This is a genomic window from Salmonella sp. 2020_1459, assembly GCF_043847915.1.
In the GTDB taxonomy this organism is placed as follows: domain Bacteria; phylum Pseudomonadota; class Gammaproteobacteria; order Enterobacterales; family Enterobacteriaceae; genus Salmonella; species Salmonella enterica.
Genome location: NZ_JBCMFA010000008.1, coordinates 1 through 24,611, shown reverse-complemented (window position 1 = coordinate 24,611; position 24,611 = coordinate 1). Strand labels below are relative to the sequence as shown.

Below are 24,611 nucleotides of genomic sequence, written 5' to 3'. Positions count from 1 at the left end.
AACTAATATGAATCCAAATAATTGCTAACCCAATAATACAGTTATTCCGTAGATATTATGCCAAGCAAATTTTGTAATCCTTGATAGGCAACAGGAACGTTTTCACTATCATACATAGATGTAAATATTTGTTTTGATCTCGTTGATTCAGATATCAATGAACTTGCTATTTTCAAATGTTCCACCTCAGACGAGATAAACCCTATTGGGATGCTAACCGGCTGATGTTCCAAATGGAAATGAAAAAGAACACATACAATTAAACCAGGTATAAGTAACAACTCTAATTTCCCATCCATAAGACATATATCTAGATTAAATAAATATTGAAACTGATCTCTATATTTAAATGCACGATCTTTAGCTGCATTATTCCGACCAGAGATCATTACATAAGTACCAACAGGATTGCTCTTTTTTTTATTCCTAGAATCCAACAGACGGTCAATCTTCTGAACAAACTCTCTTGCCCCGCGAGTTCTAGCCCAAAGGGATAGTTGGGGGGCAAGCCACAACCCGCTTTGAACGATAGTTTTTTCTGAAACAGGGAGGGTATCTATTTTTTCACCATCCTCACCAGATTTTAAACTAACCTCCTTATTAACTAACATTTCCTCCTGTTTTAGTATCTCATCTCCAAGCCTAGTGATAATTAAATCGGCGTTATGTTGTAGATAAAATGCTCCAAGTAATGGGGTGACACGTCTATTATCATAACAAACAATACGTGTTAAATGAACATCTTGAACATATCGACGCAAATCAAAAGCATCATTCGAAACATAACGTTCAAATAACGAATAATCAAAATAATGAATAAAATCCATAAAACTATTGTTTTGCGGACGTTCTTGTTTTGAAAGTGCATCAGTAATAGCCTCTGATATTTCAAGTCTATTATTAAAAGCTTCATTATCTATATCACGTCGAATATTAACTTGGCCATCCAAATCCAGATAAAACATACACGGCAGTGGAATGCTAAAATGCTCGCCAGCATCTACCGCACTAATCTTATAGATCTCTGCTTTATTCTTCTTACAAATACTATGAAAGTGCTCTTGAAAGGCTTGCTCTGCATATTGAATTGTTTTAGATTGCCTCTCAATATTTCGTGCTGCTAACTCCACTAATGAATTTACACGTTTCAATCTGTTGGGGCGTCCTGCTGGACTAAAACTTATTAGATCAAAAATAACTTCAGAACTCCATTCTTGGATTTTAAAGAACCGAGGTAGATGATCTGAGCTATCTTGAAAACGAGTTAATGCATAAGAAGTTAGCTCTAACAGCTCATCTTCATTCCATTTAATGAGGCGTTCGTTAAGTAATGTCTGAATTATTGCATCAGTTTCTTTTTTTGTGAATCCAAAAAAATCCTGAATTTGTACAGGACTCAATGTACCACAAACATAAGCGATGCGAAGCGCGAACTCAGTAACAACGGGCAATGCCTCCTCAGCACTTATTGAGCATTCGATAGCGAAACTTTGTGCAGGAATTGCAAAAGTAATTTCATCAACAGCTAATATTTCTCTTAGTTTTTTTCTTCCAATGTAATCATTTCTGTCCCTCCTCAATGGCTAATGCCTGAACCAAATTGAAGTTATTCCCATCACGATGTGTTTCAATGTGGTTTAATACACGGCCTAACGCTGAAGTTTGATGCCTCTCACGCCACATACGAGCAGCCCCAATGATTACTAATCTATCCATTGCACGCGAAATCGCCACATTTATTCGCTCCGAGCTGCTAAGGAACCCTTGAATACACTGATTATTATTGCGCGTCGTTGCAACGATAATGATCCGATTTTCCTTACCTTGATAACTATCAACTGTATCAATTTTAATAAGATGTCTATAACCAGTAGCCCAATCTTGTTCGCTAAGTAAACGTTGCAATAGGCGTTCTTGATTTGCATACATGCAAATTACACCAATTGGTTTTTCCTCATCTGAAGTTTCATCAATTAAATATTTGATGAATGATTCTGCTGTACATATTGAACGCAGCGTATCAATAATTTCTCTAGCTTCATAAGGATTGTCAAATCCAGGATGTTTTGCTCTTTCATAAGATTCTCCCCCAGCATCGGAAGTATCAACCCAAGTAATAATAGAACTTAATCTTTTAGGTAATTGATTAAACCAAGGTTCTGGATTTCCACGTCCAGGTTCTAACGGTTTGGGATAAAAACAAGCTGAAACCATTTCACCTATTGGTGGGCCATTCTATATTGAGTACGTAATGTTGCTCCGACTTGTTTACCATAATCTGATTCGAAAGCACGTTCAAAATCACTACGTGTTAGTACCGCGCGATCAGAGTAATTTAGTTCTATCGATATTTTTCGCACCACTGGTTCAGGATACAAAGGTGGCAATTGACGATGATCGCCGACCAGTAACACCCTGCGACCCGACTGAATTGCTATAGCCAATTCGCCAGGTGTCGCACGAGCAGCTTCGTCGACTATCACCCAATCATAGCGATTTTTTGCTACACCAAATTGTGAGCGTCCTAGACCCACACAAGTCCCACATACAAGTGATCGGGTCTTCGCAAGAAATTCTTCAAATATTGATTTTTTTGTCGGAATCAGAACGCTGAAAAATTGGCGGTAATATTAACACTAATCAACGACTTCAGCGATCCTAAAACAGGAAAGTACAGGTTATTACCAGCATGTTTGCAGCTCGATTCCCTCGATCAGTATCATCAGACAATCCCAAATAATTTCAGATAGATATCATCAAAGTGAATCCCCCGCCTCTTTAACCGGAGTGCGGGGATTTTTATTTTTTCACGCTGAGAACCCTGTATGACTAAACCTCACGGCCTTCAGGCCCTGGAACAACCGCTGTCGGCGCTTCCCGATACGCTTCGTCAGCTTATTCTTGAACGTATTCAGAACCTCACCCACTACGAGCCGGTGATTGGCATCATGGGCAAGAGCGGTGCGGGTAAGTCTTCGCTCTGTAATGAACTCTTCCGGGGTGAGGTCTCCCCCATCAGTGATGTGAACGCCTGTACCCGTGACGTGCTGCGCTTCCGGTTGCGCAGCGGTCGTCACAGTCTGATGATTGTTGATTTACCGGGTGTGGGAGAAAACGGGCTGCGGGACCAGGAATACCGTGCCCTGTACCGGCGTATGCTGCCGGAGCTGGACCTGGTGCTGTGGGTCATTAAAGCCGACGACCGGGCGCTGTCAGTAGACGAGCAGTTCTGGCATGGGGTGATGCAACCTTACCAGCAGCAGGTGCTGTTTGTGCTGAACCAGGCTGACAAAATCGAACCCTGCCACGAATGGGATATCCGCACCAGTACCCCCTCGCCACAGCAGCAGACTAACCTGAAGGCGAAACAGGCCGCCATTACCACGATATTCACTCCCCGTCATCCGGTCTGCATGGTGTCAGCGTTGACCGGTTGGGGCGTGGAAGCGATGGTGGCAACCATGATGCGCTGTCTGCCGGACCATGCCACCAGCCCGGTGGCGACACAACTGCACGGGAGGCTCTGCACCGGGCCGGTCAGGTCACAGGCCCGTGATAGCTTCGGTGAGGCCGTGGGGCGGGTGTTCGATACGGCAGAATCATCGTCGTTTCTGCCTGCGCCGCTGAAGACTGTGATACGTACCGTGCGTGATGCGGTGGTGTCCGTGGCCCGCGCGGTATGGGACTGGATTTTCTTCTGAATGAGTAAAAGGTCATCAGGACTGTAGTGAATGACTCTGTTTATTCACCGCCTGGTAGATGATTATTTCCAGGCAGACATAACCTGTCCTGACCAGCAAAAGATACCACCAGTCGTAAGCGCGTCACCACTGCCGACGTTGCATCCACACAGTCTTCTTGCACCAGGCGTTTCGCTACGTATGACGGACACAACCCGTCAGTCCCATCCTTTACAGTAATACCATCTTAATTAACCAGTTATTAAACACGGAGATAATGCATGTCTCAGGCTGAGCGTCGTTATGACCGCTTGTCTGTCCGGCTATCGCTGATTATCAGCCGTCTGCTCGCGGGTGAAACGCTGAATATGCGCAAACTGGCCGCTGAGTTTGGCGTGTCGGTTCGCACCCTGCATCGTGATTTCCGCGAGCGTCTGATTTACCTCGACATCGAGTATCAGGATGGCTGCTGCCGTCTGCTGACCGGGGGCCGTCAGGAGATTCGGGAGGAGGCAGCAATGCAGTTCGCCCGTCAGTCAGGCACTGGCACATTGTTTCCTGATATGGACCACCATCTGGTCAGTTCGTTGCTGAGTAGCCAGGATTCCTCGCCATGCCTTATCTGGCATCAGGGGGCAACCATACCACTTTCCCGACCGGGCATCTTCACACGACTGGTCAGGGCGGTATCAGAACACCAGAAGGTAACCCTGCTTACTGACGGGAGTCGTTGTGACAGCCTTGCCCCATATCGGCTGATTTTCAGCACCGGTGAGTGGTTTCTGGCGGGAGAACATCTCGGCCGGATAACCGTTTTTGCGCTGCACACCGTTCACTCCGTGACGTTTCACCCGGAAACCTTCACACCAGACGGACATTTCACCCGCATTCTGTCCCGCCCGGACTTTTTACAGGCGTTACCTCATTTTCATATTTTACATTCACTGCTCGCTGACGACAGTTACGGGCAACTTACCCATAAGGAACAGGTATGAAATTATTCACCACGGCGGCGCTGGCCGCCAGCCTCTGCATTACCTCTGTGCCTCCGGTCCTCGCAGATGACATCATGGGCTCCGTCAGGTCCTGGCAGTACATGCAGGCCGACGGCTGGAAATCGGCCGACGGTACGGATAACAACACACTGCATAACGCCCTTTATCAGGCTGATGTAATAGGCAATTATCCCTGGACGAAACAGTTTCTGCTGCGTATTCGTGGCGGCGGTGCCTATTACCTTGCCGACAAGAAAACGCACACGGTACGCAGGCTAAATCTGAAACCGGCCAGCGGCTACACCTCTGACCTGACTTCGGTGTACCAGGGCGAAGACCAGGGGAAAGGCTGTTATTTCACCATTATCGATACGCAATATCAACTGGAGCTGGCCGAAGAACCTCACAGCAATCAGGTGCTGGCCGCCTTCCCGGAAAATTGCGTCAACAAAAAACAACAGGCGGCCCTGGCGGCCAGAAGCTCTGAAGCCGACAGGAAACTGCAGCAATGGGTGGCGCAGCAGAGCCTGGCAGAATTATGTCGTCGTACAGGCAACTGCTGAACCCGCTGAAAAACAACCATAACAGGGAGTTTTACCATGAATATATTCAATACGCGTCTGACGACCTTTCTGGTGGTTATCGGCACTCTGCTGGCATCCGGCTGCGACAGCAAGGAAGATGCTGGCGTGAAGGCGATTGCCCGGTTTAAGGACCTGACTCCGCCGCCGTTCAGCGACGTGGTGTCTCACAAATCCGATGTCGTGCAGGAATGGGTAAAAAAGGATGCCTTCGGCACACCGCTATACACGGTAATGAAAACCCGCCAGTCGCCGGAAGGCTGTGAGTCCGGTAATTATTACTACATTGCTGATATGCAGCAGAAAACGGTGCAGCCGCTGATAGCCGCCCTGTGTCTCGCGGGCAATATTACTCTGAGCTTCCGGATCGAGACTGACAGCTATACGGGTGAAAAATCGGTGGTGTATTCGCACGATGGCAAGGAAATGGGGAAACTCTATCTGCCGGATAACCAGGAGAACCATCCATGAAGAAGCTGAAAGGTGTTATCTCTGCTGCAGTCCTGAGTCTGTATTTGCTGACACCGGCCCATGCTGATGACGGTTTTCAGGGTGCCATCAAAGGCGGCATTCCGGCCTACACCCGCGATATGCAGCATAACAAACCCTTCTGGTGTAACCAGTACAAACTGGAGAGAAAGATGTGTGAAGTGGTTTCGCAATCGGAAAACGGGCGCGTTGCCATTGTCAGAATGGTCCCCACCGACTGGAAATGCCCCAACGGTATCTGGGGGGTGGTTGACCGTTCTAATGGTGACGCCATGGAGTTGATTCCGACGGCGAAAATGTCCCTGGAGCAGTACTGCAGCAAGGCATTCAGTGCAGGTTTTGTCAAACCACAGAACAGGAAATCACTGGCCGACGTCGTGATGTACTACAACGGCAAGCCAGTCGGTTCTTTCGAATACATTGAAGAGTGAACTCCCTGCCTCAGGGAGAAGCCTCCCATATTCATTTAACACATTAAAAATAAAGGAAAAGAATGAACAGGCATTATGAGAAAAATGGCGTGCGTCACGACAATGTGACCGAAGCCGACATAACCGAACGTATTCAGCGCGGGGAGCTGAATGCCTCAACGCTGGTATGGCAACAGGGCATGACGGAATGGCAGCCGCTGTCAGCCACGCCGCTGGCAGATGTCCTGAAACAATGTGCGGTTCCCCCCGCGCTGCCCGGCAATCGTATCCCCGGAAGCGTGGTCTGGACGCTGGCCTTTGCGCCCCTGATTGGGTATGCCCTGGAGATGTGGACGGCCGGGCTGAGCGGAATGGAATTTGAAGAGGCGTATGCCGCCGTGACGGAGGGGCAATACTGGTTTATCACACTGATACTGAATATTGCGCTGGGGTATCTGGATGAACGACGGCTCCGTAAATCCGGCGTTGATACCGCTGCCTTTGGCTGGCTGGCCTGGCTGGTTCCGTTTTATCTGTGGCGCAGGGCTAAAGCCCTCGGTCAGAAACCGGCTTATTTCTGGGTCTGGTTGGTTATGTTAATACTGGTGTTATTAACTGCCTGATATTCTTTATCACAGAGTTTACTAAATAATCAGGTCATTAGTGTAATTAACAAGTAAATGATGTAAATCGCCTTGGAGCAGCTGTGTCTTATTTGATTCAGAGGACAGTCAAAGTCACAATATAAAATATTCCCCCGTTGAAGTGCATACTTCGGGCATGTGTTTAATAAACAGGCCGGACTTTAATTTCGGCCTCTCGGGGGGGAGTTATAAGTGTTGCGGAAACAGGGGGCTTATATTTTTATTTAACATCAGAAACACTGGAGTATTTATCATGAAAAATATTATCACCATTTTAATGGTTGCAGTTATCAGTTTCTTTACCGGTAATGTATCTGCAAACACGGCTGTACCTTTACCGCACAACCTTACTGACGTCACTGACGGTACGGAGTTCTGGTGTCAGGGGACCGATACCACTGATGGAAGATGTAAATACCTGGGTACATCCAAAGACATGCAATACGGTCTGGTACACGCTATGGGCGGTACGGCGTGTTGGGATGGTTTCTACGGCGTGATTAACTTTTACACCGGCAAAGCTCAGACCATCAAATACAACGACAATCAAAGTTGTGAAGGCGATATCAAAGCCAGTTTCGTTACGCTGAAAAACGGTAAACTGGGCGTTAAACTTTACGACAACACAATTCACGAAGTTGTCGGACTTGACCAAATTAAAATCTAAGGAATAAATCATGCGCCTGATCTGTGTGTTATTAATTTATTAATATTAGTAATTAATACAGCGCCTGCCATGATGACAGGCGCTTTTTACTATAAAGTAACAGATATGCCAGACTGTACATCACTTTTATTGCCTGAAGGCGAAGGCCCTTTCTCACGCACGCAGGCGATTGCCGTCACAACAGCTTACCGCAATGTGTTTATTGAAGATGACCAGGGCACACATTTCCGGCTGGTCATACGCGACAGTTATAATCAGTTGCTCTGGTGGGCATGGAATTTTGAAGCCCGTGCCTGGTACTGGCTGAACCGCTATCTGCTCAGCCACGGAATACCCCGACACTGACTCACCGCTGCTCACCCCACCAGCAACCACGCCAACAGGCCATGTTCCCACAGGAGCATGGCTTTTTGTTTATGCAGTTAAATCAACCCACGAAGGAAATTAACAATGCGCTTAGCCAGCCGCTTTGGACGGATTAACCAGATACGCCGCGACCGTCCCTTAACCCGTGAAGAATTAATACAGGTGGTCCCCAGCGTTTTTGGTGAGGACAAACATGCGTCCCGCAGTGAACGCTACACCTGCATACCGACCATCACCATCCTGGAAAACCTTCAACGGGAAGGGTTCCAGCCGTTCTTCGCTTGTCAGTCACGGGTTCGTGACCCTGCTCGTCGGGAATATACGAAGCACATGCTCCGCCTGCGTCGCACCGGTCAGATACACGGTCAGCAGGTGCCGGAAATCATCATCCTGAATTCGCACAGTGGTGAGTCCAGTTTTCAGTTATTGCCGGGAATTTTCCGCAGCGTATGCACGAATTCGCTCGTCTGCGGGCAGTCCTTTGGCGAAATCAGAGTTCCGCACCGGGGCGATGTCGTTAACAAGGTCATTGAGGGAGCCTACGACGTACTCAGCGTCTTTGACCGGATGGAAGAGAAGCGCGACGCCATGCAGTCACTTTTATTACCGCCACTGGCACAGCATGCACTGGCGAATGCTGCCCTGACGTACCGTTTTGGTGAAGAGCATCAGCCGGTGACGGCAACGCAGATACTGACACCCCGACGTTATGAAGACCGCAGTGATGACCTGTGGACAACGTACCAGCGTATCCAGGAGAACCTGCTGAAAGGCGGGCTTCCGGGACGTACTGCGAAGGGCAAACGCAGCCATACCCGAGCCGTTAACGGCATTGACGGGGACATCAGGCTAAACCGTGCCCTGTGGGTGATGGCGGAACAGATGCAGCAGGCGCTGAGTTGATGCGCCATGTTCCTGCTGATGCCCGTCAGGCCAGAATATATCCGGTATCCCTGGCGAACCAGCCAGGCTGCCGTTCCATATCCGACGACGACCTCTGTGCCTGGTGTTCTCACCTCTGTTACCGGCCCGGTGAGCTCAGCCTGTGTCGGCTGTTCATTACTGATGGTACCTGGCCCGCACGGTCTGGCGCTGACGGCTATGCACAGTCCTGCCCGGCATTCCACCTGAACCAGAATACTCACCCCGGCAAATAAGACGAAAAGCTTGTTCTCCTGCCCCCCGATATTGCCAGTAACAACATCCGAAAGTCACCCCACTCCGCTTATTCACCGACAGACACCCCGGGCCATGCTCTTCCCGTGCATGGCCTTTTCATTTATCTCAGCGTAATCAGGAGGTTCCCCATGGGACTCGATTTATATTTCATTAAACGTCCGGCCGAAACCACGGCAGACACCACCCGCCGGGAGCAGGACGAGGCCGTCGGGTATTACCGCAAGTTCAACGCTCTGCTCAACTGGATTGATGCCAACGCCGGGGAGGTGGAGAACTGTACTGATGTCCCCCTGACCCGCCAGGACCTGGAAAAACTCCGGGCCACTCTTGACCGCCTCACGCCGGAAAACTGCCACGACCTGTTCCCGACCACCGAAGGGTTCTTCTTCGGCTCGCAGGAGTACGACGACAGTTACTGGTCTGACGTGGAAAACCTGAAACAGTTTGTACAGCAACAGCTGGCGTCGTTTGATTTCAGCACCCACCGCCTGTGTTTCCACGCCTGGTGGTGACGTCCCCGTAGATCCCCTTCAGTTCAGCCGGTTCCGGATATCCCCGAACCGGTTATATTTCAGTCTGTTAAGGAAACCATAATGACCACAGCAATTAACCCTGAACTTATCCCTGCGCCTGATGAAACCCTCATCACCGCCACGCCCGTACCGGATGAGGACCGCCCTGACTTCTGGCCCCGCCACTTCCGGGGCGTTCCGCAGTGGATATTACTGGAGCCCCGTATCTTCGCCTGGACGGACCGCCTGTGCGCGGACTACAGCGGCGGTATCTGGCAGTTTTACACGCTGAGCAACGGTGGCGCATTTATGGCCCCGGAGGCGGATGACGGGGACGACACCTGGTCACTGTTCAACGCCATGAACGGCAACAGCGCGGACATGAGCCCTGAGGCGGTCGGGATCACCGCCTGCCTGCTGGAGTACAGCCACCATGCCTGCCGTACCGGCAGCGACCTGATGACCGCGCATTACCTCCACCTGCGGGATCATACCCTTAACCATCCTGAATGCAGCGCCATCATGCATATCACCGACTGAGGATACCGACATGAGACAACAGTTACCGCTGTTTGCCGCCACATTACCGGCATCCGCACAACAAATCATCCGGGAAGCCTTAACCCTGCTGGAGAGCCAGTTACGCGAACCCGGGGCGGCATTTACCTCCAGCCATGCTGTCCGGGACTGGCTACGCCTGCAACTCTCCGCGCCAGAGCGGGAAGAATTTGTTGCGCTCTTCCTCGATAACCAGCATCGCCTTATTGCTCACGAAACGCTCTTCAGCGGCACTATCAACCATACTCAGGTCCATCCCCGCGAAGTGGTGAAATCCGGTCTGAAACATAACGCCGCCGCTGTCATTGTGGCGCATTGTCATCCGTCGGGGCTTGCCGATCCCAGCCTGGCGGACCGTCAGATAACAGAGCGGCTCAGACAGGCCCTGGACCTGGTGGATATCCGTCTGCTGGATCACCTGGTGGTTGGCGGCATGGAGATTGTCTCGTTCGCTGAACGCGGCTGGCTTTAAAAAGGTAATGACACCATGAGAAACGATGAAACGCAGGTTATACCCGCTGATATTTTCAGTGGCGTGACCGTTCTTCGTCTGGAGAACGGGGATGAAGCGGTTTATGTACACGGTCTCTTCCTGGAGTGTGCTGATATCGCGCAGGGCGACAAACCTCTCACGGATATTGCAGCACGCCTCGCCGGGCTCCTGAAGATACCGTTCAGACAGATAACGCTACCTGTCCCGGAGGATGAGGAGTGGTGCTGGAATGATATTGTTGATGCCCTGCTGAAAAACACCAGCTCAGGCGGGACTGCCGTATGAAAATTATCAGCAAACGCCGGGCAATGGCGATATACCGCCGGCACCCGCAGTCCCGTCTGTTTCGCTTCTGTACCGGGAAATATCCGTGGTCCGGCAGCGTCTGTCACTGGTACGACCGGGACGTACAGGATATCAGTGGCGTACTGGCCGTGTACGCTGAACGACGCCGGGACCGCCACGGCCCGTACACCCGCCTGATGTGCGTCACCCTGAATTAACCCACGGAGGAAAACCGATGTCAGATAACCCCGACCGCAAACAACCGGATAATCATTCAGTCCCCTGCATCCGGGGCCGTCTGCTGCAGGACGGCTGTCTGTTCCGTTTACAGACCAGCAGGGACGATATCAGGGCGGCATTCACGGAGGAGGAGGCCCGCTGGCTGGAGCAGGCCTTCCCGCTGATATTACAGCAGATGGTCACGATGGCGTCCCCCGGCTCACCGGAGGCACAGACGCCGCATGTCTTTCACCACAACGGGCTGACCTGTGAATCAGAACCCGGTCCACAGGGCGCTGTCAGCCTGATGATTTACCCGAAATCTGATGAATCCCCCTTGTCAGAGGAACCCTTAAATGACGAAGACCACAACCACCGTACATGACCTCACGTCTCCCTGGTGGGGACTCCGCCGCAATGTGTCACCATGTTTTGGCGCACGGCTGGTTCAGGAGGGCAACCGCCTGCATTACCTGGCTGACCGCGCCGGCATTACCGGACAGTTCAGCGACGCGGATTTACGTCACCTGGACCAGGCCTTTCCGGTACTGCTGAAACAACTGGAGCTGATGTTACTTTCCGGTGAGCTTAATCCCCGCCATCAGCACTGCGTCACCCTGTACGCAAAGGGACTGGTATGCGAGGCCGACTCACTCGGGTCGTGCGGCTACATTTATCTCGCCATTTACCCCGGAGAACCGCCTGAAACCGGAGGTATGGCACGATGAGCCGGGTCATTTCCACCACGGTGTATCTGTCTGATGAACTCTCAGAGTCAGCCCGCAAGAAGGCCCGCGCCTGGTACTGCGAAGGGGGGCTGGAGTATGAGTGGTACGACGCTGTTTATGAGGATTTCACCCTGATTTGCAACATCCTGGGCGTGAGACTCAAAACACGTATCTTCACCACCACCGGCGGCAGATCCTACGAAAAAGCCTGTATCTGGTTTTCCGGTTTCTGCTGTCAGGGGGACGGAGCCTGCTTTGAGGGGCTGTACCACTATCAGCCCGGTGCCGCACAACACATCAGAAAGCATGCGCCTCAGGACGAAGCGCTTCACCGTATTGCTGATGAGCTGCAGGCAATCCAGCAGCGTAACCTCTGGCAGCTTCAGGCTGATATTCAGCATCAGGGGCGCTATTACCATGAATACAGTATGCACATTACTGTTGAGCGGGACTCCCCCACCGGTCAGGAAGCCACCGATGACGCAGACGGTGTCCTGGGTGACGCGTTACGCGATCTGGCCCGCTGGTTATATCAGCAACTTGAAACGCAATACGACTGGCTGACCTCACCGGAGGCCGTGGATGAGGCGCTTATCGCCGGCGGTTACACCTTCACCGAAACCGGCCAGCGCTTCGGTTAAACTTTTTCGTCACTCCCTTCCGGTTCATTTCTTACCTTCCACCAACAGAGAACACATTATGCAGATTTTACCCTCACTCCCGCCCGGGGCGACTTCGTCACACCCCACGCCTGTCGGCATCTGGCAGACCCTGCTGTCGCATCTGCTGCAACAACACTACGGTCTGATGCTGAACGACACCCCGTTTGCTAACGACGGCGTCATTGAGCAGCATATCAACGCCGGCATCTCCCTGTGCGATGCGCTGAACGGTATTGTTGAAAAATATGACCTGGTCCGGACCGACCGCCCGGGATTCAGTATTGCAGTGCAGTCTCCGTTCATTACCCGTATCGATATTCTCCGCGCCAGAAAAGCCTGTGGCCTGATGAAACGTCGTGGCTACCGGGCCGTTACCGACATCACCACCGGCAGATACAGCGGGGTGGCACGATGAAGCTGTCCATGACCGTGGAAGCCGATACAATCAACGTCCGGGCCCTTAATGGGGGCCGGATCGTCGTGGATATCGACGGTATTGAACTCGCCAGCCTGATCGATGTGGTCTGTGATAACGGATATTCACTTCGCGTTGCTGACGAGCCCGGAAAGCTGATTGTTGAAGATCCGCTTCCGCCCGTCGCCCGCGTTAACGGCATTCAGTGCAGCACCGCACATATCACGGAGAAAGACAATGCTCTGCTGTTTACCCTTTCACACCAGTATGAAGACTTTGGCGAGTCGGAGTGGATTTTGTATACCGGCTCCGGCTCCTTACTCCACCTGGAGGCATGGTCATTTCCGGTTCTGCGGCTTAAACGGCTGGGGCTGTCGAAAGCCTGTCGACGGTTAGTGGTGACGCTGATACGCCGTTACGCCGCTGGTATTCTCCACCTGGATGCTTTCGGCGAACTCCTGCCAGGCTTTGCCACCTTCGACTGGTAACCCACTTCCCCACTGAGGTAAACACATGCCATTAACCACTGAAGAAGGGCTGCAGATCCTGATCTGCTGGCTGCAGGACAATATCGACTGTGGTACAGAGATCATCTTCGATAACGACGATACTCTCACCGGTTCAGCAGCACTCCTGCCCTCTGTTGAACAGGCCCTGAACGAGGTCCGGATGATACACTACCTCCGGCTTTTACTTTCTCCGCAGTAACACCACCTTACTGACACTCGCATAAGCGCCGGTCCTCACAGACCGGCGTTTTGTGCTTATATAAAGGAAAGAAAATAATGTCAGAACACACTAATGCCGACCCCGAAGTCTTAACTGACCATACCGATATGATTTGCTCCACCAGCATTGAACGTATCGTCACCGGACGCAACGCTGCACTTGAACAGATCAGAACCGTGACTGAGCGGATTGCAGAAATATCGGCGCTGACCAGAAGCATCGGCGGTAAAGCCGCCCTGGACTGGGGCATGAAGCAGGATTTTCGCTGCGGCTGCTGGCTGATGGAGAAACCAGAAGCGGCAATGAAAGCTATTACCCGTAATCTCGATCGCAGCATATGGCGGGACCTGATGAAGAAGTCCGGAATGCTGAGTCTGATGGACGCTCAGGCCCGTGACCAGTGGTACAGAAACCTTGAAGGTGATGATATTCCAGCCATCAGTGAAGCGAATATACTCAGTACCTTTGAGCAACTGCACCAGAGCAAAGACGAGGTGTTTGAACGCGGTGTGATTAATGTGTTCAAAAGCCTTAGCTGGGATTTTAAGTCAAATTCGCCGTGTAAATTCGGGAAAAAAATTATCGTGAACGGTCTGGTAAAATGCGACAGATGGGGATTTGGACTGAACTGGGGCTGGCAGCGTGATCGGCTCGCTGACCTGGAACGTATGCTTATGCTGCTGGATGGGAAACCCGCTCCTGATAACCGTGCTGATGTGACCCGACGCCTAGGCGATCACATTCACGATAACAGAGGGAGTAACAGTTACGAGGACGAGATGTTTAAAATCAAATATTTTCAGAAGGGAACTGCCCATATTACTTTCAAACGACCGGAACTGGTGGATAAACTGAACGACATCATCGCCAGACACTACCCGGGGAGAGTGGCGGCAGGATGAGGCTCAATCGACACGCTGATGTCCGGTACAGGCTGATTTACACCGATGCAAGCCGGACGCTGATGGCATACTGAATGGCACACCAGAAAAAACAGGAAAAGAAAAAGGCCATGCTAATCAATAGCATGGCCTCGAATAGTGGCGGAACGGACGGGACTCGAACCCGCGACCCCCTGCGTGACAGGCAGGTATTCTAACCAACTGAACTACCGCTCCGTGATGTTCCCGCTGGGAACGAGGCGAATATTACGGTTTGCGGTGTCGCCCGTCAACGCTTTTTCTCACCTTTTGAATCAGTTGCTGCAAAAATCGCCCGAAGGATGATTTTTATAGCCTAAAAAGGAATAAATTACGCCCGCCAAAGGCAACTTCCGCCCTTTTTCTGCACCAGATCAAGCCGCGATTCATGCGCAGCCAGCTCTTCCTCAGAGGCAAAAACGACCCGTAACCGGCTGGCCTGGCGAACGATTCGCTGAATGGTCGCTTCACCTTGCTGCCGTTGCGTCTCTCCTTCCATCGCAAACGTCATGGACGTTTGTCCGCCCGTCATCGCCAGATACACTTCAGCAAGGATCTGGGCATCGAGCAATGCGCCGTGCAAAGTACGTTTGCTATTATCTATCTCATAACGCGAACACAGTGCATCAAGGCTGTTACGCTTGCCGGGGAACATTTTCCGCGCCAACGCCAGGCTGTCGGTAACTTTGCAGAAAGTATTGGTTTTAGGAATATCGCGTTTAAGCAGACCAAACTCATAATCCATAAAGCCGATATCGAACGATGCGTTATGGATGACCAGCTCCGCGCCGCGGATATAATCAAGAAACTCATCGACCACATCAGCAAAAACCGGCTTATCCAGCAGAAACTCATCGGCAATACCGTGTACGCCAAAAGCCTCTGGATCGACAAGGCGATCGGGCTTCAGGTAAACATGAAAATTGTTGCCGGTCAGACGACGGTTTATCACCTCAACCGCACCGATCTCAATAATCTTGTGACCTTCATAGTGCGCGCCTATCTGGTTCATACCGGTGGTTTCGGTATCGAGGACAATCTGTCGTGTAATTGCAGTGCTCATATCGGTCATTTATGTCAGACTTGCGTTTTGTTATCGATTTCAATTACAGGAAGTCTACCAGAGATGCTTAAACAGGTAGAAATTTTCACCGATGGCTCTTGCCTGGGGAATCCAGGGCCTGGTGGTTATGGCGCTATCTTACGCTATCGTGGTCATGAAAAAACGTTTAGTGAAGGTTACACGCTGACCACCAATAACCGTATGGAACTGATGGCGGCGATCGTCGCGCTTGAAGCGTTAAAAGAACATTGCGAAGTGACATTGAGCACCGACAGCCAATATGTGCGGCAAGGAATTACCCAATGGATTCATAACTGGAAGAAACGCGGCTGGAAAACTGCGGAAAAGAAACCCGTAAAAAATGTCGATCTCTGGAAACGTCTCGATGCTGCGTTAGGTCAGCATCAGATCAAATGGGTATGGGTCAAAGGCCATGCAGGCCATCCCGAAAACGAGCGTTGTGATGAACTGGCGCGCGCCGCGGCAATGAACCCCACGCAGGAAGATAGTGGCTACCAGGCGGAGGCTTAGCCATCCGGTTTGCGATATTGCCGGGTGGCGCCAACGGTCTGGCGGATAGGGGTTTTACTTTTATTATGTCGCAGCGGATTAAGCGTAAGCGGGATGGTCCGCTTACGGGCCACAATAAGCTGTAAACAGCCCAGCGCCGGGATATGCGTATTTAAAAGCCGCCCCCCCTGCTTTTTCCAGGGTAAGACATGAAAACGGCTATAATGTAGCACTTCAAAATTGAGTAAAGACAGCCAGTCCAGTTGCCGCATAAGGGTAAACATCCGACTATTATAGGGCGGTGTTTTACGTAAAACGGGTACCAGTTTACGTAACCCCATCAAACTCAGCGGGTTAAATCCACTGATGACCAGCCAACCGTCATCAATCAATACGCGGTCGGCTTCCCGCAATAAACGGTGCGGGTCGGTACACCACGGCAAAGTATGCGCCAGCAGACAAACATCGACGGATTTATCTGCAAAAGGAAGGTGTAGCGGATCGGCCAGAACCTGCATCGGCGACCCCTGCGACGAAACATTCACCTGATGGGAGACCGCGCACGCTTCGGAATTGATTTCTGCGCTTAAATTACCGATTTTAAGCAAATGGAAACCATACATTTTTGCAAACCACGGATTTAGCTGCTGTTCCAGCGCCTCACGGTAGTAATTGCCCCAGGGCAACTCACCCCAACATCCGGGCGCAACGACAGTTTGAGAGAGCCTTGCCGGTTTCATCGCAACCTTCCGCTAATTATTTGAGAGGTAATATATGAATCTTAACAGTATTCCCGCGTTTCAGGACAATTACATCTGGGTGCTGACCAATGATGAAGGCCGCTGTGTGATTGTTGATCCCGGCGAAGCGGCACCCGTCTTAAAGGCCATTGCTGAACATAAGTGGATGCCGGAGGCGATTTTTCTGACGCATCACCATCACGACCATGTTGGCGGAGTCAAAGAGCTGTTGCAACACTTCCCGCAAATGACGGTTTATGGACCGGCGGAAACGCAAGACAAGGGAGCAACCCATCTTGTTGGCGATGGCGATACTATTCGCGTTTTAGGCGAGAAATTTACTCTTTTTGCCACGCCGGGTCACACGTTAGGACACGTCTGTTACTTTAGCCACCCTTACTTATTCTGCGGCGACACGCTGTTTTCTGGCGGCTGTGGTCGACTGTTTGAAGGCACGCCATCACAGATGTATCAGTCACTTATGAAAATTAATTCTCTGCCTGACGACACGCTCATTTGCTGCGCTCACGAATACACTTTAGCTAACATTAAGTTCGCATTGAGCATACTTCCGCACGATTCGTTCATAAATGAATATTATCGTAAAGTTAAAGAGTTACGTGTAAAAAAACAAATGACATTACCCGTTATTCTTAAAAATGAACGTAAGATTAATCTTTTTTTAAGAACTGAAGATATTGATTTAATTAACGAAATAAACAAAGAAACAATATTGCAACAACCAGAAGCGCGTTTTGCATGGTTAAGGTCAAAGAAAGACACGTTCTGATAATTCTTACTTGTCATTCGCTAACTTCGCCGTTATGATCGGTCGTCTTTTAAGCAACTATTGACACACACATGAAGGCAAAAGCGATATTACTCGCCTCTGTCCTGCTTGTGGGGTGCCAGACGTCTCAGAACACTGGCAACGTCCAACAGCACGCACAGAGCCTTTCTGCAGCTGGTCAAGGGGAAGCAGGAAAGTTTACGAGTCAGGCACGATGGATGGACGACGGAACGTCTATCGCGCCAGATCAGGACTTGTGGGCTTTCATTGGCGACGAGCTAAAGATGGGAATTCCGGAAAACAGCCGGATTCGCGAACAGAAACAGAAGTATTTACGCAATAAGAGCTATCTCCACGATGTAACTTTACGGGCAGAGCCGTATATGTACTGGATAGCGGGGCAGGTTAAGAAACGTAACATGCCTATGGAGCTGGTACTACTACCCATAGTGGAGAGCGCTTTTGATCCTCACGCAACGTCTGGCGCCAATGCCGCAGGCATCTGGCAGATCATACCGAGCACAGGGCGCAATTATGGTTTAAAGCAGACCCGTAATTATGACGCGCGTCGCGATGTTGTAGCCTCTACGACCGCCGCGTTAGACATGATGCAGCGTCTGAACAAAATGTTTGACGGCGACTGGCTGTTAACCGTTGCAGCGTATAACAGCGGCGAAGGCCGTGTTATGCGGGCAATTAAAGCAAACAAAGCGCGTGGAAAACCGACGGATTTCTGGTCGCTTTCTTTGCCCAGAGAAACAAAACTCTACGTACCTAAGATGCTGGCATTGAGTGAAATTCTCAAAAACAGCAAACGCTACGGCGTACGTCTGCCAACAACAGATGAAAGCCGAGCGCTGGCACGAGTTCGTTTAAACAGTCCAGTTGAAATGGCCCAGGTTGCGGATATGGCGGGCATGTCTATCAGCAAGCTGAAGACGTTTAATGCCGGTGTAAAAGGGTCTACCTTAGGCGTAAGCGGTCCGCAATATGTTATGGTGCCCAAAAAGCATGCCGAGCAGTTGCGTGAGTCGCTGGCTTCCGGTGAGATTGACGCCGTTCAGTCCCAACTGATCGCCGACAATACGCCGTTGAATAGCCGTAGCTATAAGGTGCGCTCTGGCGATACGCTTTCCGGTATTGCTTCGCAGCTTGGCGTAAGCACGAAGGACTTGCAGCAGTGGAACAACCTGCGTGGTTCACGCCTGAAAATCGGGCAAAGCCTGACCGTGGGCGCTGGCAGCAGCGCGCAACGACTGGCAAACAATAGCGATAGCATTACCTATCGTGTCCGTAAAGGCGATTCGCTTTCCAGTATCGCCAGACGTCACGGGGTGAATATCAAAGATGTGATGCGCTGGAACCATGATACGGATAATCTACAACCGGGCGATCAGCTTACGTTGTTTGTGAAGGACAATAGCACGCCAGACTCCTGATATTGTCCGACGAAAAAGCCAAAAGGCGCCGCTTCCCCCGGCGCCTTTTAAATTGCTATACCGCTTTATGCGCTTCCAGCATGATAGTATCGCTGCTAAACGAACCGTCATCCTGCAACTCAAAATAACGCTTCACCTCTACCGGGGCACTCGCCTGATATAATCGAATCGCCTCAACCAACGGCGCTGGCGTACGCATCCGCGTTACCCATGAGCGAAACTCCAGCGATAAACGATCGGTTATCACGGTATTCGTTACCAGCATCGCATTATTGACCATCGCCAGCCATTCACCACTGGAATAATTACGGACATGCGACGTGTCGCGTAACGCCTCCACCGTTTGCAGCCAGATATCGCGTACAGGATGTCCAGGCGACATGACATCCATGATAATCAGCACGCCGCCGGGTTTTAATACACGATAAACCTCACGCAATGCCTGACCAACGTCGTGCCAGTGATGCGCGGAATAGCGGCTAATCACCACCTCAAACGATGCATCTTCAAAGGGCAGTTTTTCGGCATAGCCTTGCCGGAGAGTAATATTACTTAAATGTCTTTCTTCCGCCGCTCCAGCGACAACCTCAAGCATGCTGGCGGATAAATCGTATGCCACGACCGAGTAGGCATGTTGCGCAGCGACAAAACTCGCGTGTCCAGCTCCACATCCCATATCCAGTACGTTCGCGTGGGAAAAATCAGACAGCCTTTGCGCCAGCCGCGCTAAGTCACGACCCGATGCGTGAACGGCGCTATGTAAATAGGCGTTCGCCTGTGAACCAAACTGCTTTTCAACATTGTCATGGTGGGAATGCGTTGTCATGGTAGTGCCCTTCTGTTATGAGAAAAGTAAAGGGCAGCACCCGAAGAGGCCTGCCCCACGGCAGACCTGACGCACCTTTATTGCTCAGGTTTGCCGGGACTGAATTCAACGAGTAGCGGATTGTGATCGGAAGCGCGCGTCACCAGTACGGAGGCTTCATTCACGTTTAAACCACGATAAAAAACAAAATCCAGCGGTCGTCCAAACGCACGACGGCGCTGATCGTCAGTGAAACGCACCTGGCGCAGCGACATCTCACGTGCAAAGCGGTACAACGCATTCATACGTGGGCGGCTCCAGGCATTAAAATCACCCGCCATAATGACAGGGCCGCTATGGTGCGCAATCTGGTCGCCGATCGGAAGTAACTGCTTACTGTATACGTCCACGCCCAGACTAAAATTTACCGCATGAACATTTACTACCATTAATAAACGGGTATCCGGCAAGGGATATACCGTCACCAGGGCTGATTTCGCCAAACGTAAAATTGGTTCTCTTTCCCGTAAAGGGCAGCAGTAAACAGGATGGGCGGCAGAAAGCGTCATGACGCCAGACGGATGCTGAGGTAATACAAAAGCGGGAACCTGGTCGGCGGCAAGATAGTTAGCGGTGGCAAACTGTACCAGTTCAGGCGTCGTCTGTGCCTCCTGCAACAGGACCAGATGCGCATCTTTGCCGTAGTTCTTCAGCACCGATAACCATTCGGCTCGCTGCTGCTTGAATATATTCCACACGAGGATACGGATCCGCTCTTCACTGCTTAGCGGTTCCCCGGCGGGCAATGCCTGGCCAATGCTCGCAAACGACCCTGGCGGCAAAATCCGCTCGGCGGGCTGTCCGGCAACATAGCGCATCGCATAGGTGTTTTTTCGCACTTTTGACTTTCAAACCTCTGTAACGTCAACCAGTCCTCAACCGGACTGGTTCTTCTGTTATAGGGATTTTAGCACTCACTTTCAACGAACAATTGCAGTTTGTTTTGTAAGTAGGCGCTTACATCAATAATTTACTCCAGAGCAATGCGTACAGGTTTATCAAGACGTCCGCTGACGCCCACCAGCAGGAAAGCCACCAGAACAATGAGGGCGCCAATCCACGGCGTCTGCGCCAAACCGTAATGCGCCACCGTTTGTCCGCCAATCACGGAACCCAGCGCAATACCAATGTTAAACGCCGCAATGTTCAGACCTGACGCCACATCTACTGCATTAGGCGTGAATTGTTCCGCTTTCTGTACCACGTAGACCTGCAACCCCGGTACGTTACCGAAGGCAAAGACCCCCATCACCAGAATGGTAGCCAGCGCGGCATACTGCGTGGAGGCCGTCACCTGGAAGACCATCAGCAGAACAAACAGCACGGCGAAAATGAATTTCAACGCCGGCACGGCACCATGCTTATCTGCCAGTTTACCGCCCCAGATATTGCCGATAGCCACTGATACGCCATACCCCAGTAAGATCCAGCTTACCGCTGCCGGGGAGAATCCCGCCAGATCCTGCATCATTGGCGCCAGGAAGGTGAATGCCGTGAATACCCCGCCGTAGCCCAGCGCCGTAACGGCGTAAATCAGCAACAGACGAGGATGAGTCAGTACTTTCACCTGGTCACGAATGCTGGCGGCCGCCCGACCGGGAATATTGGCAGGGATCAGCAGTTGACTGCTCATCAGCGCAATCACGCCTAACAGTGATACCGCAAGGAAGGTCTCACGCCAGCCAAAATGCTGACCGATAAATGTGCCCAGCGGAACGCCCGTGACCAGCGCTACCGTTAAACCACCAAACATAATAGCGATCGCAGAAGCCGCTTTCTCTTTTGGCACCAGACTTGTCGCGATGGTAGATCCAATCGAGAAGAACACGCCGTGCGCCAGGCCCGTCAGCAGACGGGCGACGATTAATGTCATATAGCCCGGTGCCTGCCATGCCAGCAAATTCCCCGCCGTAAACAAGACCATCAGCGCGACCAGTAACTGTTTACGCGGCAGGCGTCCGGTCAGCGCGGTTAGCACCGGCGCGCCAATAGCCACACCCAGCGCATAGATTGAAACCAGCATTCCGGCGGAAGGTAACGAGATAGCCAGTTGTTGAGCAATGGTCGGCACCAGGCCGACAATCACAAACTCAGTCGTACCGATAGCGAAGGCACTTATTGTCAGTGCAAATAAAGCGAGAGGCATAAATAACTCCATAACAGCAGTAATCAGATGACACGCAGTATGCCTGGATGTTTTAATGACAAAAATAGCCAAAATATCAATTTAATTTTGCTTCAGGAGCAAAAATGAAAGCCACCTCCGAAGAACTCGCAATTTTTGTCGCTGTCGTGGAAAGCGGCAGCTTCAGCCGGGCGGCAGAGCAGCTTGGACAGGCCAATTCCGCTGTCAGCCGGGCAGTTAAAAAGCTGGAGATGAAGCTCGGCGTCAGTCTGCTTAATCGTACGACCCGACAGCTGAGCCTGACTGAAGAAGGAGAGCGATACTTCAGGCGCGTGCAGCAGATACTGCAAGAAATGGCCGCCGCAGAAACGGAAATCATGGAGTCGCGTAATACCCCGCGCGGCTTACTGCGTATCGATGCGGCAACGCCGGTAATGCTGCATTTCCTGATGCCGCTGATTAAACCTTTTCGTGAACGGTATCCGGAAATGACGTTGTCTCTTGTCTCCTCAGAAACGTTCATCAATCTTATTGAACGAAAAGTGGATGTTGCGATACGCGCAGGCACGTTGACAGATTCAAGTCTGCGCGCGCGCCCGTTATTTACCAGCTATCGCAAGATTATCGCTTCACCTGACTATATTGCCCGCTTTGGCAAGCCTGAGAGCGTTGAAGAGTTAAAACGGCATCTGTGCCTGGGGTTCTCTGAACCCATCTCGCTCAATACCTGGCCAATAGCCTGTAGCGATGGGCAGCTCCATGAGATCGAATGTGGGATTTCTTCCAACAGCGGGGAAACGTTAAAACAACTTTGCCTGAACGGTAACGGCATTGCATGTCTTTCAGATTATATGATTGATAAAGAGATCGCGCGGGGAGAACTGGTGGAACTGCTGGCCGATAAACGTCTGCCGGTAGAAATGCCTTTCAGCGCCGTTTACTACAGCGATCGCGCCGTCAGCACACGTATTCGGGCATTTATCGACTTTTTGAGCGAATATATAAGAACAGCTCCCGCAGGAGCTGTGAAAGAGGGGTAAAGGTACAAAGGATCGGGTAATTAATCCCAGGCAGGAGCCAGTCCTTCCGGGCTAACCAGACGATCGTTGCAGTCCAGTGCCGCGATCGCATTTTTATCTTCGACATCCAGATGCAGGTCCAGTGCCAGCAGGTTGCTTGCCAGGTTTTCACGCCTGGTGGATGAAGGGATCACCGAGTAACCTTCACCCATTGCCCATGCCAGAATAACCTGCGCCGGGGTCGCATTATGTTTAGCCGCAATGCGTGCAATCACTTCATCTTTCAGCGCTTTACCGTATGCCAGCGTCATATAAGAGGTGATATGGATACCGTGCGCTTTCGCCCAGTCAACCACCTTACGATTCTGCAGATACGGAGATAGCTCAATCTGGTTGGTGGCGATATTGTGTGCGCCCACCGCGGCAATAGCCTTTTCCATCAACGGAATGGTGAAGTTTGAAATGCCAATTTCGCGAGTCAGCCCTTGTTTTTTAGCTTCAAGCAATGCCTGCATAAATTCTTCGACAGACACGGCATCACCCGGAGATGGCCAGTGGATCAGCGTCAGATCGACATAATCGGTACGCAATTTTTTCAGGCTCTCTTTCAGGCTTGGGATTAGCTTGTCTTTGCTAAGGTTTTCAATCCAGATCTTGGTGGTGATGTACAGCTCGCTACGCGGTACGCCGCTCTCAGCAATCGCCTGTCCAACAGCCGCTTCATTATCATAGATTTGCGCAGTGTCGACAGCACGGTAGCCCAGTTCAAGCGCCGTTTTAACAGAAGCGATAACCACGTCGTCTTTCAGGCGAAAAGTACCTAAACCGAATGCAGGGATAGTCATAGAATTCCTCTTTTTAATCACTATGTTCGTTAACTGAGGGAATTATGACCTTCAGCGCTTTGCAGAAAAAGAGCGAGAAATGCAGAGGATTTTTGCGAATTGAGCAATAATTAAATGACAGGAAAAGAAAAAGCCCTGAGCTAATGCTCAGGGCTCTTAACAAGTGGCGGAACGGACGGGACTCGAACCCGCGACCCCCTGCGTGACAGGCAGGTATTCTAACCAACTGAACTACCGCTCCACCGAATTTCTTTGTCACAACCCGGATTTTCATCCCGGTTTACTGCAATTTGATGCCTGGCAGTTTATGAATCACTTCGTGATTCACCCTTCGGGCCGTTGCTTCGCAACGTTCAAAAGCTTTCGCTTTTGTCCTACTCTCTGTCGAGTAGTGAACTGCCCCGAAAGTTAATGCCATACTTCTAATTTGATGCCTGGCAGTTCCCTACTCTCGCATGGGGAGACCCCACACTACCATCGGCGCTACGGCGTTTCACTTCTGAGTTCGGCATGGGGTCAGGTGGGACCACCGCGCTACTGCCGCCAGGCAAATTCTTTTGTGCTCTGTACGCAATTCTTTATCGCATCAGCGGCGTTGCCTGCGCTCGTAAACTCAGTCACATACTTCTGTATGCTCCTTCCTTTCCTTCGCTTGCCGCCTTGCTGCTGCGCAAATTATTGCG

34 protein-coding genes, 2 tRNA genes and 1 rRNA gene are annotated in these 24,611 nt (G+C 51.0%); 25 read left to right on the top strand and 12 right to left on the bottom strand.

The window, feature by feature from the left end:
- Nucleotides 1-41: 41 nt before the first annotated feature.
- The 3 genes from ACH0VJ_RS19170 to ACH0VJ_RS19160 are packed head-to-tail and all read right to left on the bottom strand — an operon-like array spanning nucleotide 42 to nucleotide 2,585.
- Nucleotides 42-1,580: a hypothetical protein gene (locus tag ACH0VJ_RS19170; RefSeq protein WP_001250528.1), complete on the bottom strand. Its 1,539-nt coding sequence runs from the start codon at nucleotides 1,578-1,580 to the stop codon at nucleotides 42-44.
- The gene (locus ACH0VJ_RS19165) at nucleotides 1,561-2,223 is read right to left on the bottom strand and encodes a C-terminal helicase domain-containing protein (protein WP_277752259.1); all 663 of its coding nucleotides are present in this window, start codon (nucleotides 2,221-2,223) and stop codon (nucleotides 1,561-1,563) included. The genes ACH0VJ_RS19170 and ACH0VJ_RS19165 overlap by 20 nt, the downstream gene beginning before the upstream one ends.
- Nucleotides 2,220-2,585, bottom strand: coding sequence for an AAA domain-containing protein (locus ACH0VJ_RS19160; protein ID WP_077916518.1), 366 nt, complete (start codon nucleotides 2,583-2,585; stop codon nucleotides 2,220-2,222). Before ACH0VJ_RS19160 ends, ACH0VJ_RS19165 begins: the two co-directional genes overlap by 4 nt.
- A gap of 240 nt (nucleotides 2,586-2,825) precedes the next feature.
- Between ACH0VJ_RS19160 and ACH0VJ_RS19155 the strand changes: the two genes are divergently transcribed.
- The 21 genes from ACH0VJ_RS19155 to ACH0VJ_RS19055 all read left to right on the top strand — a co-directional run bounded on the left by ACH0VJ_RS19155 (nucleotide 2,826) and on the right by ACH0VJ_RS19055 (nucleotide 14,514).
- Nucleotides 2,826-3,701: a GTPase family protein gene (locus ACH0VJ_RS19155; RefSeq protein ID WP_000165430.1), complete on the top strand. Its 876-nt coding sequence runs from the start codon at nucleotides 2,826-2,828 to the stop codon at nucleotides 3,699-3,701.
- A 260-nt stretch (nucleotides 3,702-3,961) separates the two neighbouring features.
- Entirely contained in the window at nucleotides 3,962-4,675 is a 714-nt protein-coding gene (locus ACH0VJ_RS19150; protein WP_000075762.1) for a WYL domain-containing protein, read from the top strand.
- Nucleotides 4,672-5,238 carry a hypothetical protein gene (locus ACH0VJ_RS19145; RefSeq protein WP_000765650.1) on the top strand — a complete coding sequence of 189 codons (567 nt, stop codon included), beginning with the start codon at nucleotides 4,672-4,674 and terminating at the stop codon, nucleotides 5,236-5,238. The genes ACH0VJ_RS19150 and ACH0VJ_RS19145 overlap by 4 nt, the downstream gene beginning before the upstream one ends.
- A 36-nt stretch (nucleotides 5,239-5,274) precedes the next feature.
- Entirely contained in the window at nucleotides 5,275-5,727 is a 453-nt protein-coding gene (locus tag ACH0VJ_RS19140; protein ID WP_001020194.1) for a YfjS/YafY family lipoprotein, read from the top strand.
- Nucleotides 5,724-6,176, top strand: coding sequence for a hypothetical protein (locus ACH0VJ_RS19135; RefSeq protein ID WP_000734134.1), 453 nt, complete (start codon nucleotides 5,724-5,726; stop codon nucleotides 6,174-6,176). Before ACH0VJ_RS19140 ends, ACH0VJ_RS19135 begins: the two co-directional genes overlap by 4 nt.
- Before the next feature lie 62 nt (nucleotides 6,177-6,238).
- Complete coding sequence (locus ACH0VJ_RS19130) at nucleotides 6,239-6,778, top strand: DUF4339 domain-containing protein (protein ID WP_001079432.1); 540 nt, start codon at nucleotides 6,239-6,241, stop codon at nucleotides 6,776-6,778.
- A 274-nt stretch (nucleotides 6,779-7,052) separates the two neighbouring features.
- Nucleotides 7,053-7,466, top strand: coding sequence for a hypothetical protein (locus tag ACH0VJ_RS19125; protein ID WP_000789537.1), 414 nt, complete (start codon nucleotides 7,053-7,055; stop codon nucleotides 7,464-7,466).
- A 105-nt stretch (nucleotides 7,467-7,571) separates the two neighbouring features.
- Entirely contained in the window at nucleotides 7,572-7,811 is a 240-nt protein-coding gene (locus ACH0VJ_RS19120; RefSeq protein WP_001112363.1) for a DUF905 family protein, read from the top strand.
- A gap of 105 nt (nucleotides 7,812-7,916) precedes the next feature.
- Nucleotides 7,917-8,735, top strand: a complete 819-nt coding sequence (locus ACH0VJ_RS19115; protein WP_001234415.1) for a DUF932 domain-containing protein — start codon at nucleotides 7,917-7,919, stop codon at nucleotides 8,733-8,735.
- 404 nt (nucleotides 8,736-9,139) lie between these two features.
- Nucleotides 9,140-9,523, top strand: a complete 384-nt coding sequence (locus tag ACH0VJ_RS19110) for a hypothetical protein (RefSeq protein ID WP_000522007.1) — start codon at nucleotides 9,140-9,142, stop codon at nucleotides 9,521-9,523.
- An 81-nt stretch (nucleotides 9,524-9,604) separates the two neighbouring features.
- Entirely contained in the window at nucleotides 9,605-10,063 is a 459-nt protein-coding gene (locus ACH0VJ_RS19105) for an antirestriction protein (protein ID WP_000205294.1), read from the top strand.
- Nucleotides 10,064-10,073: 10 nt separating this feature from the next.
- Complete coding sequence (gene radC, locus ACH0VJ_RS19100) at nucleotides 10,074-10,553, top strand: DNA repair protein RadC (RefSeq protein WP_001249724.1); 480 nt, start codon at nucleotides 10,074-10,076, stop codon at nucleotides 10,551-10,553.
- 15 nt (nucleotides 10,554-10,568) lie between these two features.
- A complete protein-coding gene (locus ACH0VJ_RS19095; RefSeq protein WP_001243218.1) occupies nucleotides 10,569-10,859 on the top strand; it encodes a hypothetical protein in 291 nt (96 codons plus the stop codon).
- The gene (locus tag ACH0VJ_RS19090; RefSeq protein ID WP_000691989.1) at nucleotides 10,856-11,077 is read left to right on the top strand and encodes a DUF987 family protein; all 222 of its coding nucleotides are present in this window, start codon (nucleotides 10,856-10,858) and stop codon (nucleotides 11,075-11,077) included. The genes ACH0VJ_RS19095 and ACH0VJ_RS19090 overlap by 4 nt, the downstream gene beginning before the upstream one ends.
- 17 nt (nucleotides 11,078-11,094) lie before the next feature.
- Entirely contained in the window at nucleotides 11,095-11,463 is a 369-nt protein-coding gene (locus ACH0VJ_RS19085) for a type IV toxin-antitoxin system YeeU family antitoxin (protein WP_001282841.1), read from the top strand.
- Nucleotides 11,435-11,806: a type IV toxin-antitoxin system YeeU family antitoxin gene (locus ACH0VJ_RS19080; protein WP_000169463.1), complete on the top strand. Its 372-nt coding sequence runs from the start codon at nucleotides 11,435-11,437 to the stop codon at nucleotides 11,804-11,806. The genes ACH0VJ_RS19085 and ACH0VJ_RS19080 overlap by 29 nt, the downstream gene beginning before the upstream one ends.
- Nucleotides 11,803-12,447 carry a hypothetical protein gene (locus ACH0VJ_RS19075; RefSeq protein WP_000091992.1) on the top strand — a complete coding sequence of 215 codons (645 nt, stop codon included), beginning with the start codon at nucleotides 11,803-11,805 and terminating at the stop codon, nucleotides 12,445-12,447. Before ACH0VJ_RS19080 ends, ACH0VJ_RS19075 begins: the two co-directional genes overlap by 4 nt.
- 58 nt (nucleotides 12,448-12,505) lie before the next feature.
- Complete coding sequence (locus tag ACH0VJ_RS19070; protein ID WP_001166553.1) at nucleotides 12,506-12,883, top strand: TA system toxin CbtA family protein; 378 nt, start codon at nucleotides 12,506-12,508, stop codon at nucleotides 12,881-12,883.
- A complete protein-coding gene (locus tag ACH0VJ_RS19065) occupies nucleotides 12,880-13,371 on the top strand; it encodes a DUF5983 family protein (RefSeq protein WP_000777707.1) in 492 nt (163 codons plus the stop codon). The genes ACH0VJ_RS19070 and ACH0VJ_RS19065 overlap by 4 nt, the downstream gene beginning before the upstream one ends.
- 25 nt (nucleotides 13,372-13,396) lie before the next feature.
- Nucleotides 13,397-13,591 (top strand): DUF957 domain-containing protein, encoded by a 195-nt coding sequence (locus tag ACH0VJ_RS19060; protein WP_001537473.1) that lies wholly within the window; start codon nucleotides 13,397-13,399, stop codon nucleotides 13,589-13,591.
- Between the two features lie 77 nt (nucleotides 13,592-13,668).
- Complete coding sequence (locus ACH0VJ_RS19055) at nucleotides 13,669-14,514, top strand: DUF4942 domain-containing protein (protein ID WP_001289297.1); 846 nt, start codon at nucleotides 13,669-13,671, stop codon at nucleotides 14,512-14,514.
- A 139-nt stretch (nucleotides 14,515-14,653) separates the two neighbouring features.
- On the opposite strand, the gene ACH0VJ_RS19050 is transcribed toward ACH0VJ_RS19055, so the two are convergent.
- Both ACH0VJ_RS19050 and dnaQ read right to left on the bottom strand, forming a co-directional pair.
- Nucleotides 14,654-14,730: transfer RNA gene (locus ACH0VJ_RS19050), tRNA-Asp, on the bottom strand.
- 133 nt (nucleotides 14,731-14,863) lie between these two features.
- Nucleotides 14,864-15,595, bottom strand: coding sequence for a DNA polymerase III subunit epsilon (gene dnaQ / locus ACH0VJ_RS19045; RefSeq protein ID WP_001670675.1), 732 nt, complete (start codon nucleotides 15,593-15,595; stop codon nucleotides 14,864-14,866).
- A gap of 63 nt (nucleotides 15,596-15,658) precedes the next feature.
- Between dnaQ and rnhA the strand changes: the two genes are divergently transcribed.
- Nucleotides 15,659-16,126: a ribonuclease HI gene (gene rnhA, locus ACH0VJ_RS19040; RefSeq protein ID WP_000917872.1), complete on the top strand. Its 468-nt coding sequence runs from the start codon at nucleotides 15,659-15,661 to the stop codon at nucleotides 16,124-16,126.
- On the opposite strand, the gene ACH0VJ_RS19035 is transcribed toward rnhA, so the two are convergent.
- Entirely contained in the window at nucleotides 16,123-16,845 is a 723-nt protein-coding gene (locus ACH0VJ_RS19035; protein ID WP_000801238.1) for a class I SAM-dependent methyltransferase, read from the bottom strand. The two genes, rnhA and ACH0VJ_RS19035, sit on opposite strands and share 4 nt — an antisense overlap.
- Nucleotides 16,846-16,879: 34 nt before the next feature.
- On the opposite strand from ACH0VJ_RS19035, the gene gloB reads away from it, so the two are divergent.
- Both gloB and mltD read left to right on the top strand, forming a co-directional pair.
- Nucleotides 16,880-17,635 (top strand): hydroxyacylglutathione hydrolase, encoded by a 756-nt coding sequence (gloB, locus tag ACH0VJ_RS19030; RefSeq protein WP_001052773.1) that lies wholly within the window; start codon nucleotides 16,880-16,882, stop codon nucleotides 17,633-17,635.
- 71 nt (nucleotides 17,636-17,706) lie between these two features.
- A complete protein-coding gene (gene mltD, locus ACH0VJ_RS19025; RefSeq protein ID WP_000644703.1) occupies nucleotides 17,707-19,074 on the top strand; it encodes a murein transglycosylase D in 1,368 nt (455 codons plus the stop codon).
- 55 nt (nucleotides 19,075-19,129) lie between these two features.
- On the opposite strand, the gene ACH0VJ_RS19020 is transcribed toward mltD, so the two are convergent.
- The 3 genes from ACH0VJ_RS19020 to ACH0VJ_RS19010 all read right to left on the bottom strand — a co-directional run bounded on the left by ACH0VJ_RS19020 (nucleotide 19,130) and on the right by ACH0VJ_RS19010 (nucleotide 22,085).
- On the bottom strand, nucleotides 19,130-19,900 hold the full coding sequence (locus tag ACH0VJ_RS19020) for a class I SAM-dependent methyltransferase (RefSeq protein WP_000207240.1): 771 nt from the start codon (nucleotides 19,898-19,900) through the stop codon (nucleotides 19,130-19,132).
- 77 nt (nucleotides 19,901-19,977) lie between these two features.
- A complete protein-coding gene (locus tag ACH0VJ_RS19015) occupies nucleotides 19,978-20,778 on the bottom strand; it encodes an endonuclease/exonuclease/phosphatase family protein (RefSeq protein WP_001230970.1) in 801 nt (266 codons plus the stop codon).
- 131 nt (nucleotides 20,779-20,909) lie between these two features.
- Nucleotides 20,910-22,085, bottom strand: a complete 1,176-nt coding sequence (locus ACH0VJ_RS19010) for an MFS transporter (protein WP_001127540.1) — start codon at nucleotides 22,083-22,085, stop codon at nucleotides 20,910-20,912.
- 104 nt (nucleotides 22,086-22,189) lie between these two features.
- On the opposite strand from ACH0VJ_RS19010, the gene yafC reads away from it, so the two are divergent.
- Nucleotides 22,190-23,104, top strand: coding sequence for a DNA-binding transcriptional regulator YafC (gene yafC / locus ACH0VJ_RS19005; protein WP_000648540.1), 915 nt, complete (start codon nucleotides 22,190-22,192; stop codon nucleotides 23,102-23,104).
- Nucleotides 23,105-23,124: 20 nt separating this feature from the next.
- Here the strand turns inward: yafC and dkgB are convergent, their stop codons facing one another.
- The 3 genes from dkgB to rrf form a co-directional block, all read right to left on the bottom strand.
- Nucleotides 23,125-23,928 (bottom strand): 2,5-didehydrogluconate reductase DkgB, encoded by an 804-nt coding sequence (gene dkgB / locus ACH0VJ_RS19000; protein ID WP_000154881.1) that lies wholly within the window; start codon nucleotides 23,926-23,928, stop codon nucleotides 23,125-23,127.
- A 164-nt stretch (nucleotides 23,929-24,092) separates the two neighbouring features.
- Nucleotides 24,093-24,169 (bottom strand) — tRNA-Asp (locus ACH0VJ_RS18995).
- Between the two features lie 191 nt (nucleotides 24,170-24,360).
- Nucleotides 24,361-24,476 (bottom strand): 5S ribosomal RNA (rrf, locus tag ACH0VJ_RS18990).
- Nucleotides 24,477-24,611 lie beyond the last annotated feature (135 nt).

What these genes read in the sequence shown, in the direction of transcription:
- ACH0VJ_RS19145 (WP_000765650.1), top strand. Translation starts at nt 4,672, where the DNA reads ATGAAATTATTCACCACGGCGGCGCTGGCCGCCAGCCTCTGCATTACC.
- ACH0VJ_RS19035 (WP_000801238.1), bottom strand. Translation starts at nt 16,845, where the DNA reads ATGAAACCGGCAAGGCTCTCTCAAACTGTCGTTGCGCCCGGATGTTGG.
- ACH0VJ_RS19070 (WP_001166553.1), top strand. Translation starts at nt 12,506, where the DNA reads ATGCAGATTTTACCCTCACTCCCGCCCGGGGCGACTTCGTCACACCCC.
- ACH0VJ_RS19140 (WP_001020194.1), top strand. Translation starts at nt 5,275, where the DNA reads ATGAATATATTCAATACGCGTCTGACGACCTTTCTGGTGGTTATCGGC.
- ACH0VJ_RS19010 (WP_001127540.1), bottom strand. Translation starts at nt 22,085, where the DNA reads ATGCCTCTCGCTTTATTTGCACTGACAATAAGTGCCTTCGCTATCGGT.
- ACH0VJ_RS19105 (WP_000205294.1), top strand. Translation starts at nt 9,605, where the DNA reads ATGACCACAGCAATTAACCCTGAACTTATCCCTGCGCCTGATGAAACC.
- radC (WP_001249724.1), top strand. Translation starts at nt 10,074, where the DNA reads ATGAGACAACAGTTACCGCTGTTTGCCGCCACATTACCGGCATCCGCA.
- ACH0VJ_RS19020 (WP_000207240.1), bottom strand. Translation starts at nt 19,900, where the DNA reads ATGACAACGCATTCCCACCATGACAATGTTGAAAAGCAGTTTGGTTCA.
- ACH0VJ_RS19085 (WP_001282841.1), top strand. Translation starts at nt 11,095, where the DNA reads ATGTCAGATAACCCCGACCGCAAACAACCGGATAATCATTCAGTCCCC.
- ACH0VJ_RS19120 (WP_001112363.1), top strand. Translation starts at nt 7,572, where the DNA reads ATGCCAGACTGTACATCACTTTTATTGCCTGAAGGCGAAGGCCCTTTC.
- ACH0VJ_RS19060 (WP_001537473.1), top strand. Translation starts at nt 13,397, where the DNA reads ATGCCATTAACCACTGAAGAAGGGCTGCAGATCCTGATCTGCTGGCTG.
- dkgB (WP_000154881.1), bottom strand. Translation starts at nt 23,928, where the DNA reads ATGACTATCCCTGCATTCGGTTTAGGTACTTTTCGCCTGAAAGACGAC.
- ACH0VJ_RS19055 (WP_001289297.1), top strand. Translation starts at nt 13,669, where the DNA reads ATGTCAGAACACACTAATGCCGACCCCGAAGTCTTAACTGACCATACC.
- gloB (WP_001052773.1), top strand. Translation starts at nt 16,880, where the DNA reads ATGAATCTTAACAGTATTCCCGCGTTTCAGGACAATTACATCTGGGTG.
- ACH0VJ_RS19075 (WP_000091992.1), top strand. Translation starts at nt 11,803, where the DNA reads ATGAGCCGGGTCATTTCCACCACGGTGTATCTGTCTGATGAACTCTCA.
- ACH0VJ_RS19090 (WP_000691989.1), top strand. Translation starts at nt 10,856, where the DNA reads ATGAAAATTATCAGCAAACGCCGGGCAATGGCGATATACCGCCGGCAC.
- ACH0VJ_RS19115 (WP_001234415.1), top strand. Translation starts at nt 7,917, where the DNA reads ATGCGCTTAGCCAGCCGCTTTGGACGGATTAACCAGATACGCCGCGAC.
- mltD (WP_000644703.1), top strand. Translation starts at nt 17,707, where the DNA reads ATGAAGGCAAAAGCGATATTACTCGCCTCTGTCCTGCTTGTGGGGTGC.
- dnaQ (WP_001670675.1), bottom strand. Translation starts at nt 15,595, where the DNA reads ATGAGCACTGCAATTACACGACAGATTGTCCTCGATACCGAAACCACC.
- ACH0VJ_RS19130 (WP_001079432.1), top strand. Translation starts at nt 6,239, where the DNA reads ATGAACAGGCATTATGAGAAAAATGGCGTGCGTCACGACAATGTGACC.
- ACH0VJ_RS19110 (WP_000522007.1), top strand. Translation starts at nt 9,140, where the DNA reads ATGGGACTCGATTTATATTTCATTAAACGTCCGGCCGAAACCACGGCA.
- ACH0VJ_RS19135 (WP_000734134.1), top strand. Translation starts at nt 5,724, where the DNA reads ATGAAGAAGCTGAAAGGTGTTATCTCTGCTGCAGTCCTGAGTCTGTAT.
- ACH0VJ_RS19065 (WP_000777707.1), top strand. Translation starts at nt 12,880, where the DNA reads ATGAAGCTGTCCATGACCGTGGAAGCCGATACAATCAACGTCCGGGCC.
- ACH0VJ_RS19155 (WP_000165430.1), top strand. Translation starts at nt 2,826, where the DNA reads ATGACTAAACCTCACGGCCTTCAGGCCCTGGAACAACCGCTGTCGGCG.
- yafC (WP_000648540.1), top strand. Translation starts at nt 22,190, where the DNA reads ATGAAAGCCACCTCCGAAGAACTCGCAATTTTTGTCGCTGTCGTGGAA.
- rnhA (WP_000917872.1), top strand. Translation starts at nt 15,659, where the DNA reads ATGCTTAAACAGGTAGAAATTTTCACCGATGGCTCTTGCCTGGGGAAT.
- ACH0VJ_RS19150 (WP_000075762.1), top strand. Translation starts at nt 3,962, where the DNA reads ATGTCTCAGGCTGAGCGTCGTTATGACCGCTTGTCTGTCCGGCTATCG.
- ACH0VJ_RS19080 (WP_000169463.1), top strand. Translation starts at nt 11,435, where the DNA reads ATGACGAAGACCACAACCACCGTACATGACCTCACGTCTCCCTGGTGG.
- ACH0VJ_RS19095 (WP_001243218.1), top strand. Translation starts at nt 10,569, where the DNA reads ATGAGAAACGATGAAACGCAGGTTATACCCGCTGATATTTTCAGTGGC.
- ACH0VJ_RS19125 (WP_000789537.1), top strand. Translation starts at nt 7,053, where the DNA reads ATGAAAAATATTATCACCATTTTAATGGTTGCAGTTATCAGTTTCTTT.